General features: G+C 74.7%; 11 protein-coding genes and 1 tRNA gene. 7 read left to right on the top strand and 5 right to left on the bottom strand.

All coding sequences use genetic code 11. The annotated features are described in order from the left end of the window. Nucleotides 1–79 precede the first annotated feature (79 nt). Entirely contained in the window at nucleotides 80–1,528 is a 1,449-nt protein-coding gene (locus DMP17_RS39830; protein WP_337832260.1) for a flavin-containing monooxygenase, read from the bottom strand. A 188-nt stretch (nucleotides 1,529–1,716) separates the two neighbouring features. Here DMP17_RS39830 and DMP17_RS39825 point away from each other — a divergent pair, with 188 nt between their 5' ends. After that, on the top strand, nucleotides 1,717–2,574 hold the full coding sequence (locus DMP17_RS39825; protein WP_178376364.1) for a universal stress protein: 858 nt from the start codon (nucleotides 1,717–1,719) through the stop codon (nucleotides 2,572–2,574). Between the two features lie 4 nt (nucleotides 2,575–2,578). Here DMP17_RS39825 and DMP17_RS39820 read toward each other — a convergent pair whose 3' ends face one another. Then, a complete protein-coding gene (locus DMP17_RS39820) occupies nucleotides 2,579–3,064 on the bottom strand; it encodes a DsbA family protein (protein ID WP_337832795.1) in 486 nt (161 codons plus the stop codon). A gap of 86 nt (nucleotides 3,065–3,150) precedes the next feature. Here DMP17_RS39820 and nhaA point away from each other — a divergent pair, with 86 nt between their 5' ends. Then, entirely contained in the window at nucleotides 3,151–4,491 is a 1,341-nt protein-coding gene (gene nhaA / locus DMP17_RS39815; RefSeq protein ID WP_226350294.1) for a Na+/H+ antiporter NhaA, read from the top strand. Between the two features lie 74 nt (nucleotides 4,492–4,565). Continuing rightward, nucleotides 4,566–5,021, top strand: a complete 456-nt coding sequence (locus DMP17_RS39810) for a hypothetical protein (RefSeq protein WP_337832259.1) — start codon at nucleotides 4,566–4,568, stop codon at nucleotides 5,019–5,021. On the opposite strand, the gene DMP17_RS39805 is transcribed toward DMP17_RS39810, so the two are convergent. After that, nucleotides 4,970–6,034, bottom strand: a complete 1,065-nt coding sequence (locus DMP17_RS39805; RefSeq protein ID WP_226350296.1) for a substrate-binding domain-containing protein — start codon at nucleotides 6,032–6,034, stop codon at nucleotides 4,970–4,972. The two genes, DMP17_RS39810 and DMP17_RS39805, sit on opposite strands and share 52 nt — an antisense overlap. A gap of 142 nt (nucleotides 6,035–6,176) precedes the next feature. Here DMP17_RS39805 and DMP17_RS39800 point away from each other — a divergent pair, with 142 nt between their 5' ends. Together DMP17_RS39800 and DMP17_RS39795 are read left to right on the top strand one after the other, a co-directional pair. After that, nucleotides 6,177–6,848, top strand: a complete 672-nt coding sequence (locus tag DMP17_RS39800) for a hypothetical protein (protein WP_337832258.1) — start codon at nucleotides 6,177–6,179, stop codon at nucleotides 6,846–6,848. A gap of 134 nt (nucleotides 6,849–6,982) precedes the next feature. Continuing rightward, nucleotides 6,983–7,372, top strand: a complete 390-nt coding sequence (locus DMP17_RS39795; RefSeq protein ID WP_337832257.1) for a DUF4870 domain-containing protein — start codon at nucleotides 6,983–6,985, stop codon at nucleotides 7,370–7,372. Nucleotides 7,373–7,413: 41 nt separating this feature from the next. On the opposite strand, the gene DMP17_RS39790 is transcribed toward DMP17_RS39795, so the two are convergent. Together DMP17_RS39790 and DMP17_RS39785 are read right to left on the bottom strand one after the other, a co-directional pair. Further along, on the bottom strand, nucleotides 7,414–7,641 hold the full coding sequence (locus tag DMP17_RS39790; RefSeq protein ID WP_337832256.1) for a hypothetical protein: 228 nt from the start codon (nucleotides 7,639–7,641) through the stop codon (nucleotides 7,414–7,416). A gap of 247 nt (nucleotides 7,642–7,888) precedes the next feature. After that, nucleotides 7,889–7,965, bottom strand: a tRNA-Pro gene (locus DMP17_RS39785). A gap of 144 nt (nucleotides 7,966–8,109) precedes the next feature. On the opposite strand from DMP17_RS39785, the gene DMP17_RS39780 reads away from it, so the two are divergent. Both DMP17_RS39780 and DMP17_RS39775 read left to right on the top strand, forming a co-directional pair. Next, nucleotides 8,110–13,386: a glutamate synthase-related protein gene (locus tag DMP17_RS39780; RefSeq protein WP_337832255.1), complete on the top strand. Its 5,277-nt coding sequence runs from the start codon at nucleotides 8,110–8,112 to the stop codon at nucleotides 13,384–13,386. Then, complete coding sequence (locus DMP17_RS39775; RefSeq protein ID WP_337832254.1) at nucleotides 13,383–15,113, top strand: diflavin oxidoreductase; 1,731 nt, start codon at nucleotides 13,383–13,385, stop codon at nucleotides 15,111–15,113. The genes DMP17_RS39780 and DMP17_RS39775 overlap by 4 nt, the downstream gene beginning before the upstream one ends. The last annotated feature ends 1 nt before the right edge of the window (nucleotide 15,114 follow it).

The following is a 15,114-nucleotide window of genomic DNA, read 5'->3' as shown; positions in this document are numbered from 1 at the left end:
GACCTCCGCCCCCTGCCTCCCGCCGCCACGGGACGCAGGGGGCGGTTCCGTCTCGTCCGACGCCGGCCCCGGCCGGGACTCAGTGGAAGACGTAGTCCGACGGCTCGACGCGGCGGGTGCGCTCGTCGTACTCGCGCATGTAGCCGGGCCAGTTGGTGACGATCCGCCCGGTGTCGTCGCGGTACCAGGAGTCGCAGCGGGTCCACGCGGTGCCGGGGAAGCGGGCCTGGACCTCCTCGTCGTAGGCCTGCTCGACCTCGGGGCGGACCTCCACGCCGGACGCGCCGCGTCGGGCCGCCTCCTGCAGGGCCTCGCGGACGTAGCGGACCTGGTGCTCCAGGTACCGGATGATCGAGCCGCCGGAGGTGTTGGTGTTCGGGCCGTAGAGCACGAACAGCGACGGGAACCCGGGGACGGTCATGCCGAGGTAGGCGTGCGCGCCGTCCTTCCACTCGGTGCGCAGCGACCGTCCACCCGGGCCGCTGATCTCCATCGGGAACATGAAGTCGGTCGCCGCGAACCCGGTGCCCCAGATGATCGTGTCGACCTCGTGCAGCGTGCCGTCCTCGGTGCGCACCCCGGTCGGCTCGACGGCGGCGATGCGCGACGTCTCGACCTCGACGTTGGGCCGCTGCAGCGCGGGCAGCCAGTGCGAGCTGAACAGGATGCGCTTGCAGCCGAAGGTGTAGTCCGGCCAGACCTGGCGGCGGACCTCGGGGTCGCGCAGCTGGGCCCGCATGAACAGCGTCGCGTAGAGCCGCCCCAGTCGGCCCCAGGTGGCGGGGTGGCGGATCATCAGCGTCAGCGACTCGCAGTACTCGGTGATGAACCGGCGCCGGGCCCGCTGCAGGCCGGGCACTCGCGCGATCGCGGCCCGCCACCACGCCGGGAACCTGCGGTTCCGCCGCGGCAGGAACCAGTTCCCGGACCGCTGGAACACCGTCATGTGCCCCACCTCGGGGGCGATTGCCGGCACGAACTGCACGGCGCTGGCCCCGGTCCCGATCACGGCGACGCGACGTCCGCGCAGGTCGTGGTCGTGGTCCCAGCGCGCGGAGTGGAACATCGTCCCGGTGAACGAGTCGATGCCGGGCAGGTCGGGGGACACCGGCCGGTTCAGCTGCCCGGTCGCGACGATCAGCACGTCGGGGGTCCAGGTGCGGCCGTCGTCGGCGGTGACCGTCCACGGTCCGTCGGCCTCGTCGCGCCGGGCGTCGACGATCCGCACACCGGTCTGCACCAGCTCGTCGACCCCGAACTCGGCGGCGACCCCGCGCAGGTAGGCGAGGATCTCGGGCTGCGGTGAGCAGAGCCGCGACCAGTCGGTGCGCTGGGCGAACGAGTACGAGTACAGATGGCTCGGCACGTCGCAGGCGGCGCCCGGGTAGGTGTTGTGCAGCCACGTACCGCCGATGCCGTCGGCGGCGTCGACGATCGTGACGTCGCGGATGCCGTGGGCCCGCAGCTCGATCGCGGCGGCGATGCCGCCGAACCCGGCGCCGACCACGAGAACGCTCGGTGCGTGCACGGGACCTCCCTGTCTCCGGAATGCAGCAGCGATCACCGTAGCGACGCGGCCCGGGGCCCCGGGTGCCCGTCCCGGCCCGTGCGGGCCGTCTCCGACCTCACACGACGGGGCCGTGCGACCCGGCCCGCGACGGAGCACAGTGGAGGGTGAACGGCCGACACCGGGACGGCCGGGAACGGAGCACAGTGATGAGCACCGTCGTCGTCGGCGTGGACGGATCGGACGCGGCCCTGGACGCCGTCGCGTGGGCGGCCCGCGAGGCCGCCGCCCGGCACGCCGACCTGCTGCTCGTGCAGGCCTTCGACGTCGCCGGGCTGTACGCGGACGCCGCCGTCGCACCCCTGCTCGACGACGTCGAGGAGTCGATCCGCGAGGAGTCCCGCGCGACCCTCGACGCGGCCCGGCACGCCGCCGCGCAGGCCGCACCCGAGGTCGCGGTCGACGTCGCCGAGGACCGGCGGGCGCCGTCGACGGCACTGGTCGAGCGGTCCGCCACGGCCGAGCTGCTGGTGCTCGGGTCCGCCGGGCGCGGGGCGATGGGCACCGCGCTGGGGTCGGTGACCCTCGCCGTGGCCTCGCACGCGGGCTGCCCGGTCGTCGTCGTCCGCGGCACGTCGTCCGACGGGCCGGTCCTGGTCGGGATCGACGGCGGCCCGCTGTCCGACGTCGCGCTGGAGCACGCCTTCGCCGCGGCCGCCGAGCACGGCACCGGGCTGGTCGTGCTGCACGCCTGGCACGACGGCCGGTCCCCGGCCCTGCGTGCGACCGGTGCGTTCGACCGGCTGCGCGAGGCCGAGGAGCGGGCGCTGGCCGAGCGGCTCGCCGGCTGGTCGGAGCGCTATCCCGACGTCGCCGTCGAGCGGGTGATCGAGCGCGCCGAGCCGGGACGGGTGCTGGCCCAGCGCAGCGGGGCGGCGCGGCTGGTCGTCGTCGCCACCCGGGGGCGGGGCGGGTTCACCGGGCTGCTGCTCGGCTCGACCGGGCTCGCGCTGGTCCAGCGCGCGGACTGCCCGGTGATGCTGGTCGGGCCCGCCGCGACGGCCTGAGCGGCTACGACCGGAGCGCGGGGTCCAGCGCGGCGGTGAGCGCGGCGACGGTGACGTCGCCGCGGTACTGCTCGCCGTTGACGAACAGGGTCGGCGTGCCGCGCACGCCCGAGCGCACCGCCGCGTTGAACCCGGCCTCGACGCGGTCCTCCGCCAGCCGCGTCGCCGGCCAGACGACCCGGTCCGGCCGCACCCCCGCGGCGACGGCGTGCTCCCGCAGCTCGTCCTGCCGCAGCCGCGGCGGACCGGGGGCGAACAGCGTGTCGTGCATCTCCCAGAACCGGCCGTCGAACCCGGCCATCTCCGCGGCGAGGGCGGCCGCGATGGCGTGCGGGTGCACCTCGTGCAGCGGGAAGTGCCGGAACGCGAACCGCAGCCGCCCCTCGAAGCGGTCGCGGACCTCCTCCAGCACCGGTGCGGCGTCGCGGCAGTAGGGGCACTCGAAGTCGCCGTACTCCACCAGCGTCAGCTCGGCCTCGGGCGGGCCCAGGACGTGGTCGTACGGTCCGACGGGCGGATCCAGGCTGATGACGGCCTCCTCGTTGCGTCCCGCGACGGGCGGGGCAGGATCAGCACATGGCGGTGGTGACCCTAGCCGAGCGCGGCGACCTCTCCGATGCCGCGCGGCGGTTCCTCGGGACCGAGTCCGGATCGGCGGTCCTGCTGGTCGGGGCGGCCGTCGTCGCGCTGCTGTGGGCCAACCTCGGCGCCGGCTACGAGACGTTCTGGCACACCCCGCTGGCCGTGTCGTTCGGCGGGTCCGCGCTCGACCTGGACCTGCGGCACTGGGTCAACGACGGCCTGATGGTGCTGTTCTTCCTCTCCGTCGGGCTCGAGATCGCCCGCGAGACGACGCTGGGCGAGCTGCGCGGGTTCCGCGCCCTGGCCGCACCGGCCGCGGCCGCGCTCGGCGGACTCGTCGTGCCCGCGCTGTTCTTCCTCGCGCTCAACGCCGGCGGCGAGGCGGCGGGCGCCTGGGGCATCGCGATCTCCACCGACACCGCGGTGATGCTGGGTGTGCTCGCGCTGCTCGGGCCGCGCTGCCCCGACCAGCTGCGGGTGTTCCTGCTGGCACTGGCCATCGTCGACGACATCGGCGCGGTGCTGGCGATCGCGCTGTTCTACACCGACGAGGTCGACCTGCTCGCGCTGCTCGTCGCCGTGGTGCTGCTCGCCGTACTGCTGGCGCTGCGCTGGGTGCGGTTCTGGCGGACGCCGTTCTACGCGGTCGTCGGGATCCTGTGCTGGGTCGCGGTGCTGCGGTCGGGGGTGCACCCGAGCGTCGTCGGCGTCGCGCTCGGGCTGCTGGTCAACGCCTACGCCCCGCGCCGCACCGAGATGGTCGAGGCCGTCCGGATCGGGAAGAACTTCCTGCTCGACCCCACTCCGGAGCGGGCCCGCACCGCCCGCGCGGTCGCGGTCGCCGCCGTCTCCCCGAACGAGCGGCTCCAGCAGGCCATCCAGCCGTGGAGCAGCTACGTCATCGTGCCGCTGTTCGTGCTCGCCAATGCCGGGGTGGTGCTGTCGTCGGAGACCCTGTCGGCCGCGGCGACGTCGATGCTCACCTGGGGCATCGTGCTCGGCCTGGTCGTCGGCAAGCCGATCGGCGTCGCCGCCGCGACCTGGATCGCGCTGCGCACCGGGCTGGGCCGGGTGCCCGACACGCTGCGCTGGGGTCAGCTCATGGGCGGTGCCGCGCTGTCGGGCATCGGGTTCACCGTCGCCCTGTTCGTCACCGAGCTCGCGCTCACCGACGAGCTGCTCGTCGCCGAGGCGAAGATCGGGATCCTGACGGGGTCGGTGCTGGCCGCGCTGTCGGGCTGGCTGGTGTTCCGCCTGGCGGGGGAGCGGGGCGGGCAGTGCGCGCCGAGCGGCCTGCCGACGCTGCCGCCGCGGCCGTGGCGGCCGGCGGACTGACCTGCGTGGTTCCACGGAGGCCCGGCGACGCCGTCCGGGGCAGGGTGGCGGGACCCGAGGGGAAGGAGACCCCCGTGCACAGCGCTCTGCGCGCGATCCCGGTGGGACTGGTCGCCGGGCTCTGCGCGGCCGTCGTCGCCTGGTACCTGATCGGTGACGTCAGCACCGCCCCCGCGGACGGGACGCGGGGCCTCGACCCGCCGGCCGCGCTGGAGGCGCTGCCGTGGCTCACCGGCGTCGTCGCGGGCGTGGGCCTGGCCTGCTGCGTCCTCGCCGTCGTGCGGAGGTGGGCCGCGGCGTCCCCGGTGGTGCTGTGCGTGGTGGCGGGCCTGCTGGTCGGGTGGGCCGGACGCATCATGACCGCGACGGTGATCGGCGCCAACATCGGCGGGGGCCTGATGATGCTGATCGGGCTGCCGCTGGCCGGGATCCTGGTCCTCGTCGCGGTCGTGACCGCACTCGTGATCGCGCGGAGGGCTCAGAGGGACGCGAGGATGTCGAAGCCCGACCCGTCGGCGACGGCCATGTAGATCCGCTGCTCGGCGCGGCCGTCGCGCACGGTCACCGGTCCGCGCGGGCCGACGTAGCGGCACCGTCCGGCGGCCTCGGACAGCCGGATCGCGTCGGTGGTGCCGACCCGGTTCACCAGGGCGGCGAGGAACCCGACGCCCTCGTAGCAGGATTCGCCGGGCGCGCACGGCAGCGGCGCGCCGGGGCCGAACCGGCGGGCGTAGCGGGCGCCGAAGGCCAGGCTCTCCGCGGTCGGGAGGGCCTCGAAGTAGCCGGCGGCGGTGAACACGTCCTGCGACGACCCGGCCCCGGCGGAGGCGAGCATGCTCTCGTCCATCAGCGGGGAGAACCGTGCGTACCGGCTCTCCAGCCCGCGCCGGGCGAACTCGCGGTGGAACGCGACCGCGTCGGAGCCGACGAGCAGCGTCAGGACCCCGTCGACGTCGAGGTCGGCCAGGTCGTCGAGCACCGCCCGGTGGTCCGAGGTGCCGAGCGGCACGAACCGGGTGTGGTCCAGCGTCGGCCCGCCGGACCCGTCGAGCGCGGCCCGGGTCCGCGCGATCGACCGGTGCGGCCATCGGTAGTCGTTGCCGATCACGGCCCAGCGCCGGACGCCGATCTCCTCGGACATCCACCGCAGCGCCGGGGTGAGCTGGATGTCCGGTGTCTCACCGATCGGGACGACACCCGGCGTGGTCTCGCCGCCCTCGTAGAGCGCGGTGAACACGTACGGCACCAGCCCGCGCAGCGCGGAGGCGAGCCGCACCCGCACCGGGGAGATGTGCCAGCCGACGACGGCGTCGATCGCCCCGGTCCGCGCCGCCTGCGCGACCGCCGTCGCCACCTGCTCCGGCGCCCCGGACCCGTCCAGGATCCGCAGGTGGACGGGCCGGTCGAGGATCCCGCCCACCGCGTTCAGCTCCTCCACGGCCAGCCGGGCGCAGAGGATGCACGACGGGCCGTAGATCCCCTCGGAGCCGGCCGAGGGCACGACGAGGCCGACGGTGAACGACGGTCTCGCAGTCGACGGCATCGGACGCACCCCCACGGACGCTTCGACGACCGGAACGCCGGCGCGACGCGGGGTGTTCCCGCCGTCACAGTCCTTCCCCGGACCTTCGGCCCTGCCCGGCCCGTCACCCGTCCCCGATGATCGGGGACGAGGAGGTGGCCCGATGACGATCCGATGGGTGGTCCCGGCGCTGTCGGCCGTACCGCTGGTGGCCCTGCTGGTCCGGCGGGCGTCCCGCCGGTCCGGGGCGACCGAGGCCGAGGCCGGCCGGACGCTGCCCGGCGACGAGCTGCTGCCCGCCGCCGACCTGCAGAACGACCGGGCCTGCACGATCGGCGCACCACCCGCCGCGGTGTGGCCGTGGATCGCGCAGCTCGGGCAGGACCGGGCAGGCTTCTACTCGTTCGAGACGCTGGAGAACCTCGTCGGGTGCCGGATCACCGGCGCGACGCGGGCGCACCCGGAGTGGCAGCACATCGGGCCGGGGGACCGGTTCCGGCTGCACCCCGACGTCGCGCTGCGGGTGGCGCAGGTGGAGCCCGGGAGCCACCTGCTGGTGACCTCGCAGGGCGGCGACGCCCCCGGCGGGGCGGACCTCGCGATGACCTGGCTGTTCCACCTCTCCCCGGTCGTGCTGCCCGGCGGCGCGACGGGAACGCGGCTGCACCTGCGGGAGCGCTACGCGACCGGGGGCGGGACGGCCCGGGTGATGACGGAGCTGGTCGGGGTCGTCAGTGCGGTCATGACGTGGCGGATGCTCACGCGGCTGCAGGAGCTGGTCGTCGGCGACGAGCGTCCTGCGGCCCGCGTACTTCGCCTGCACACATCCGGGTGATCGCGGATCGGCCCGTGTTGTCCGGTTCCCGGTTCCCGACCGGTGGCTGGCAGGCTGGTCGGGAGACCACGGACCCTCGTCCGGCGGTACCGAACGCGGTCGCCCGGGCCCGCGGAACAGAAAAGAGGAACCCGATGTCACAGCCGTACGCCGCCGGCCCCGCGCCCACGCCGGCCGACAGCAGCCGGATCGCCGCGATCCTGGCCCATCTGTCCGCGCCGATCGCCGCGGTGCTGAGCGCCGGACTGCTGAGCCTGGTCGGCCCGCTGCTGGTCTGGCTGGTCAAGAAGGACGACCCGTTCGCGCGTCGGGCCGCCGCCGGGGCGTTCAACTTCAACCTGTCGTTCTGGGTGCTGTTCATCGTCAGCTGGATCCTGGTCTTCACCGTGGTGGGGATCGTCGTGGCGATCCCGCTCATGGTCGTGCTGTTCGTGGTGTCCGCGTGGTGCCACATCAAGGGCGCGGTGCGGGCGTCGAACAGCCGGAGCTACGACTACCCGTTCCAGCTGCGGGTGCTGTCCTGAGTCCGGAGTGAGACCGGGCGTCCCTCGGCCCGGTCGTGGCCTCAGGAGGGGTCGCCGGAGGATCGGAGCCGGCGTACGACTCGGATCCCGACGACGGCGAACGCCACCAGTCCGCCCACCTCGACGATCGTGAAGCCCAGATCCCACAGTGGGGTTTCGAACCCGCGAACCGTCAGGACGGCGTCGGCAGCCCAGAGGACGGCGAACGCGAGGCCGAGCCACGGGACGTAGCGCGGGATCCCGGGGTATGCGGCTCGCGCGAGGAACATGCTCGTGGGCAGGAAGAGGAGAACGCCGGTCGCCCCGACGAGGCGGAGCGCATCGGCGCAGGCATCCAGCCGCGAGCCCTCGGCGGCGAGAACGTCGACGGGTACGGCGGCATCCTCTGGCGAAGACGGCGCGGGGACAGCGACGATCCGGTCGAGCTCCTCGTGTGGCCCGCACGAACAGGATCTGGGGAAGCGCGGCCGGCCGCCGCGGGTCTCCGACGGTCGATCTGATCTCGCCGGTCGTCCGTGGTCGGGGTGGCGGGATTTGAACCCACGGCCCCTCGCTCCCAAAGCGAGTGCGCTACCAAGCTGCGCCACACCCCGTCGCCCGCAGTCTAGCCCCGTCCCGACTGTACCCCGGCGCCGCCGTCGGCGCCCGGTGTGTCCCGCGCTACAACGACCGGGCGTTGCTCCCTCCGCTCCCGCCTTCCTAAGGTAAGCCTTCCCTTAGTGAAGGAGGAGCGTCACGTGGCACCGTCCGGACTGCACGACCCCGCCGCCGAGCACGCGAGCTGCGGCGTCGGGCTGATCGTCCGCAAGGACGGGGTGCAGACCCACGACGTGCTCGTCCTCGCCCATCGTGCCCTCTGCGCGGTGCCGCACCGCGGCGGGATGTCCGCCGAGGGCGTCGGTGACGGCGGCGGCGTCTCGGTGGACCTGTCGGTGCCGTTCTTCTCCCGGCTCGCCGGCCGCGAGCTGACCCCGGGGCGGTTCGCCGTCGCCAACGTCTTCCTCCCCTCCGACCCCGACCGCGCCGCGGCGGCCGCAGCGCTGGTCACGCTCACCCTCACCGCGCACGGCTGCACCGTCCTGGCCGTCCGCGACGTGCCGGTCGACCCGTCGGTGCTGCGCCCCGCGGCCGTCGCGCAGCAGCTCCCGGTGCGGCAATGGATCGTCGAGGTCCCGGACGTCGCGGACCCGGAGCGTCTGGCGCACGGCGCGCTGCTCGACATCGAGTCGGTCGCCTACACCGACGACGCCGTCGCCGGTCTCTACCCGCTCAGCCTCTCGACCCGCACCCAGGTCCTCAAGGGACGGCTGAACTCGTGGGAGGTCGTGCCGTACTTCGCCGACCTGACCGACCCGGAGCACCGGGTGCGCAGCCTCTACTTCCACACCCGCTTCTCGACCAACACCGACCCGCACCCGTCGATGGCGCAGCCCTTCCGGCTCCTCGCGCACAACGGCGAGCTCAACACCGACCGCAAGAACCGGATCGCCGACGAGGCCCTCGCCCGCGCCCGGGGCCGCCGGATCGTGCGCCCGCCGGGGCAGTCCGACAGCGCGCGGTTCGACCAGACCCTGCACGCGCGCGTGGCGGGCGACGGGCTCGACCTCGTCGCGGCCGTCGTCGCCGCGATGCCCCCGGCCTGGGAGAACGACCGCACGCTGCCCGCGCCGGTGCGCGCGATGCTGGAGTACCGGTCGCTGGTCGAGGAGATCAACGACGGTCCGGCCGCGCTCGTCTTCTCCGACGGCGAGGTCGTCGGCGCCCGCCTCGACCGGCTCGGCCTGCGTCCACTGCGGACCTGCGAGACCGCCGACTACCTGACCGTCTCCTCGGAGGCGGGCCAGTTCCCGTTCCCCGACGACGACGTGCTGCGCCGCGGCCGCATCGAGGCCGGCGGGATGCTGTGGTGGAGCACCCGCGAGCGTCGCAGCTACGACACCGCGCAGACCCTGGAGCTGCTCGCCGCCCGCGCCGACCACGAAGCCCTCCTGGCGGGCGCGCGGACACCGGCGGCCGAGCTGCCGCCCGCTCCCGCGGGATCCGGGCCCGCCGCGACCGGTGACCTCGCCGTCCACCAGCGCTACGTCGCCTACGGCCTGGACGCCGAGGCGTTCCGCGTCCTGCTCGACCCGATGCTCGACACGGGGACCGAACGCGTCTCCGCCATGGGCTACGGCAACGCCATCAACGCCCTGAGCGACCGCGAGGGCGGCGTCGCGCACTACTTCTCCCAGCGCTTCGCGCAGGTCACGAACCCGCCGCTGGACCCGATCCGCGAGGCAGACGGCATGACCCTGCGCGTCGCGCTCGGCACCCGCCCGGTGCACGACGGCCCGTTCCACCGCATCGTCCTCGACTCGCCCGTCCTCGACGCCGACGGCCTCGCCCGCATCGGCGCCCAGCACGTCGTCCCGGTCGGCCGGTTCGCGCTGCTGCACGAGCCCGGCACGCTGGAGGCCGCGGTCGAGGGACTGTGCGCCGAGGTCGTCGCCTTCGCCCGCGACGGCGGTGGCATCGCCGTCCTCGACGACCGCGCCGTCGCCCGCGACCGAGCGGCGGTCCCCGCGGTGCTCGCCATCGCCGCGGTGAACCGCGCGCTGGTCGCGGCCGGGCTGCGCCCCGCGGTGTCGCTGGTCGTCGCCACCGGGCAGGTGTGCTCGGCGCACCACCTCGCCGTCGTCCTCGGGTTCGGGGCCTCGGCCGTGCACCCGCACACCGCCCACACGCGCGCCGCGCAGCAGCATCCCGGCGACCCCGGCGCGGCGTTCGCCCGCTTCCGCGTCGCCGCGGAGAAGTCCCTGCTCAAGACCATGGCCCGGATCGGGCTGTGCACGATGGAGAGCTACGTCGGCGGCGAGTTCTTCGAGGCCGCCTACCTCGACACCCGCGACCCGGTGCTCGCCCGCTGGCTCCCCGAGGTCGACGCCCCGGTCGGCGGCGCCGGGTTCGCCGACATCGAGCGGTCGGTGCGCGACTGGCACGCCCGCGCGCTGACCGTCACCGGCCCCGAGGACCTCCCGCAGCTCGGGCTGTTCAAGGAGCGCTCCGACGGTGCCGGGCACTCCTACGGCGCCGCCGCCGTCACCGCGTTCACCGGCCTGGTCGACGAACGGACCGGCCTCACCGCCGGCCCGGCCGACCGTGAGCTGCGGCTGCTCCCGCTCGCTGCGCTCACCGACTCCCTCGGCCTGCACGACGACGCCTACGTCCACACCGGACTGGGTGCGCTGAGCGCCGCCGAGATCGACGCGTCCGCGCCCACGCCGGGCTACCGCGAGCTCGTCCGGTCCCTCACCGCCGAGCGTGCGCGACGCCCGTCCGCGCTGCGCGACGTGCTGGTGCTCCCCCCGGACCTGCGCGACGGCCGTCCCGCCGAGGTCCTCGACCGGATCGACCCCTCGGGCAACGCGTGCATCGCCGTACGCGGCCTGCGTCGCGACGGCGACCTGCTGCACGTCGACGGCGACGCCGCCCCGCTGGCGTCCTGGCTGACCGAACGGTTCGGCGCGTCCGTCGCACGCCTCGACCACGGCACCCTGCGGGTGGTCGCGGCCGGGACGGCGGGGGACTGGCTGGACCTGCTGGTCACCGCCCCCGACCCGGTCGCTCTCGACGAGGTGCAGCCCGCCTCGGAGATCACCCGCACCCTCGCCTCGGGCGCGATGAGCCACGGCGCGCTCGTCGCCGGGGCGCACGAGGCCGTCGCACACGGCACCAACATGGTCGGCGGCCTGTCCAACTGCGGCGAGGGCGGCGAGTCCCGCAGCCGGTTCGGCACCATCCGCGGCTCCCGGATCAAGCAGTTCGCCTCCGGCCGCTTCGGGGTGTGGGCGGGCTACCTCGCCGACCCGGTGCTCGAACAGGTCGAGATCAAGATCGCGCAGGGTGCCAAGCCCGGCGAGGGCGGCCAGCTGCCCGGCGCCAAGGTGACCGTCGACATCGCCGCCGCCCGCGGCGCGACGCCCGGGGTCGAGCTGGTGTCCCCGCCGCCGCACCACGACACCTACTCCATCGAGGACCTCGCCCAGCTCATCCACGACGCCACCGCCGCGCGGGTGAAGGTGGTGGTCAAGCTGGTGTCCTCGGAGGGGATCGGGACGATCGCCGTCGGCGTCGCGAAGGCCGGCGCGCACGTCATCAACGTCGCGGGCAACACCGGCGGCACCGGCGCCGCGAACGTCACCAGCCTGAAGTTCGCCGGGCGCTCCGCCGAGCTGGGCGTCGCCGAGGTGCACCAGGCGCTGTCCGCGCACGGCCTGCGCGACGCCGTCGAGCTGCGGTGCTCCGGGGCGCACCAGACCGGCGGCGACGTCGTCGTCTCCGCGCTGCTCGGCGCCGACGGCTTCGAGTTCGGGACGACCGCGCTGATGATGCTCCGCTGCGTCATGGCGAAGAACTGCAACGTGAAGTGCCCGGCCGGGATCACCACCGACGCCGACGCGTTCGACGGCGACCCCCGCGCGCTGGCCCAGTACCTGCTCGGCGTCGCCCACGAGGTCCGCGAGATCCTCGCCTCGCTCGGGCTGCGCAGCCTGCGCGAGGCCCGCGGCCGCGCCGACCTGCTGCACCTGGCGCGGCACCCGTCGCTCGTCGGGCGCCTGGACCTGCGCCGCCTGCTGCACCGGGTGACGACCCCGCAGGTCGCCGACCCGGTGCGGGTCGGCGCCGACCACGACCACGACGAGCGCTGGTCGGCGACCGTCCGCACCGCCCTGGCCCGCGGCGAGTCCGGAGTGGACATCGACGGCGGAGCGCTCGGCAACCGGCACCGCTCGGTGGGCGGGCGCCTCGCCGTCGACGTCGAGCGGATGCTGAACCACGAGCACGTCCCGGGACCGGCACTCGTCGACGACCGTGGCCGCCGCTTCCTGCCGCAGCGGTGGCTGCGGATCCGCACCCGCGGCGCGGCGGGGCAGTCGTTCGGTCTGCTCTGCAACGACGGGATGTGGCTCGCCCACACCGGCACCGCCAACGACGGCGTCGGCAAGTCCGCCTGCGGCGGCACCATCGCGATCCGCTCACCCGGCACCGTGCACGACGACCGGCCCGGCAGCAACGTGCTCGTCGGCAACTTCGCGCTGTTCGGGGCCACCGGCGGCCGGCTGTTCGTCCACGGCGAGGCGGGGGACCGGTTCGCGGTGCGGAACTCCGGGGCGAGCGCCGTCGTCGAGGGGCTCGGCGACTTCGGCTGCGAGTACATGACCGGCGGGGCCGTGCTGAACCTCGGCGCCGCCGGGTCCGGCCTGGGCAACGGCATGTCCGGCGGGTTCCTCTACCAGTACGACCCGGCCGGGACGGTCGGGTTCTCGACCGACTCGGTCGACGTCGCACCGGTCTCGGGATTCCACGCGACCGCCGTCCGGCTGCTGCTGGAGTGGCACGCCGACGCCACCGGCTCGCCGCTCGCCGTCCGGCTGCTCGAGCACTGGGACCGCGAACGCGCGCACCTGCTCGTCGCGACCCCGCGGGCGCTGCGGCTCTACCAGGACGCCGGGGAGATCCTCGCCGCCCGCACCCGCCGCGAGCTCGTCGACGAGCTCGCCGCATCCCTCGCCGCGCACCAGCTGCGCCGGCACAAGCTCGCCCAGCGCGACGGCGTCCCCGTCGCATCCGGGGCGGTACCCGACGGCGACGCCGGGGAGGAGATGTTCGTCCTGCTCAACGGCCTGACCGTGCAGACCGTCGCCGAGGAGGTCGCCGCCCGCCGCGGTGTCGACGCCCGCACACTGCTGCTCACCGAGGACCACGCCGTCCGCACCCGGCTGGTCCGCTACGCCCGCGACGCCCTGGCCGGCTGCGCCGACGACGAGCTCGCCGTGCTGGTCTCCGACAAGCGCGTCGGTGACCTCAAGCGCTCCCTCGCGCAGCGCGACGTGTACGGCACCGACAGCCCCGGCACCTACGGCTGGATCCTCGCCCAGGACGCCGCCAACACCGCGCGCCTCGGCCGCATCCCGGGCGTCGAGGAGCTGTTCGCGGCCCGCGCCGCACCGGACCTGGTGGGCGCCCCGTGACCGCGCCGCCGCCCCCGGCCGAGCTGAGCAGCCTGGCGATCTCGCCGGACGCCCCGTTCACCGCCGAGCAGCGGATCTGGCTGTCCGGCTACCTGGCGGGCGCCCGCAGCGCCGCCGCCGCACCCGTCCGGAAGGAGACCGGGATGACCCCGGTGCACGTGCTGTACGGCACCGAGACCGGCAACGCCGAGTACGTCGCCGACCTGCTCACCGAGCGCCTCACCGAGGCCGGGGTGCCGTGGGAGCTGCACGAGCTCGACGCCGTCGGCGCCGACGCCCTCGCCGCCATGAGCAGGGTCGTCGTCGTCTGCTCCACCTACGGCGACGGCGAGATGCCCGACAACGCCGACCTGTTCCGGAAGATGGTCACCGCCGACGACGCGCCGCGCCTGGAGGCGACGTCGTTCGCGGTGTGCGCGCTGGGCGACGAGTCCTACGAGGACTTCTGCGCGGCCGGGCGGCTGCTCGACACCCGCCTCGCCGAGCTGGGGGCGACCCGGATCCTGGAGCGCCGCGACTGCGACGTGATGTGGGAGGACGCCTCCGCGCAGTGGTTCCCCGAGATCGTCGCCGTGCTGGCCGCCACGCCCGCCGCGACCACCGCGCCGGACCCCGCACCCGAGCCGGAGCCGGTCCGCCGCCGCGACCGCCCCGCCCCGGTGCCCGCGGTGCTCGCGCACCGGGTGCGGCTGTCCGGCCCCGCCTCGGACAAGGAGATCCACCACCACGAGTTCGACCTCACCGGCACCGGCCTGACCTACGCCGCGGGCGACTCGCTCACCGTCGTGCCCGCCAACGACCCCGCGCTCGTCGAGGCGTTCCTGGCGCACCTCGGCCACGACGGCGACGCCCCCGTCGGCGACCGTCCACTGCGCGAGCTCCTGACCAGCGCACACGAGATCGTCACACCGTCGCGGGACCTGCTCGACGTGCTCGCCGAGCGTGCCGCCGACGCCGGGCTGCGCGCCGCCCTGCGCGACGACCGGGCGGCCTGCCTGTGGGACCGCGACCTGCTCGGGCTGCTGCACGCCGCGCAGCTGCGGCTCGACCCGGAGGAGCTCGTCGGGCTGCTGCGCCCGCTGCAGCACCGCGCGTACTCGATCTCGTCGAGCCCGCTGCTGTTCCCGGACCGGGTGCACCTGACCGTCGCCGCGGTCCGCTACCGGTGCGCCGACCGCGCGGTCGGCGGGGTCTGCTCCACCCACCTCGCGGACCGGCTCGCGGTGGGGGACACCGCCGTCGTCGCGCTGCAGCCGAACACCGGGTTCCGGCCGCCCGCCGACGACGTCGACATGATCATGGTCGGGCCGGGGACGGGTGTCGCCCCGTTCCGCGCGTTCCTGCAGGAGCGCGCCGCCCGCGGGGCGCGGGGCCGGAACTGGCTGCTGTTCGGCGACCGCCGCTCCGACCACGACTTCCTCTACCGGTCCGAGCTGCTCGGCTGGGCCGAGGACGGCCTGCTCACCCACCTCGACCTGGCGTTCTCCCGCGATCAGGCGGAGAAGGTCTACGTCCAGGACCGGATGCGCACCCACGGCGCCCGGCTGCACGCGTGGCTGGCCGGGGGCGCCCACCTCTACGTGTGCGGCGACGCGAGCCGGATGGCCCGCGACGTCGACGCCGCGCTGCACGAGATCCTCGCCGCCCACACCGGGGGCGAGGACGGTGCGGCCGAGTTCGTCGCCGATCTCAAGCGCGGGAAGCGGTACCTGCGTGACGTCTACTGAC

It is taken from the genome of Pseudonocardia sp. TMWB2A (assembly GCF_017312135.1).
The sequence above is the reverse complement of the archived record's forward strand: the minus strand, read 5'-3'. Positions and strand labels throughout refer to the sequence as shown.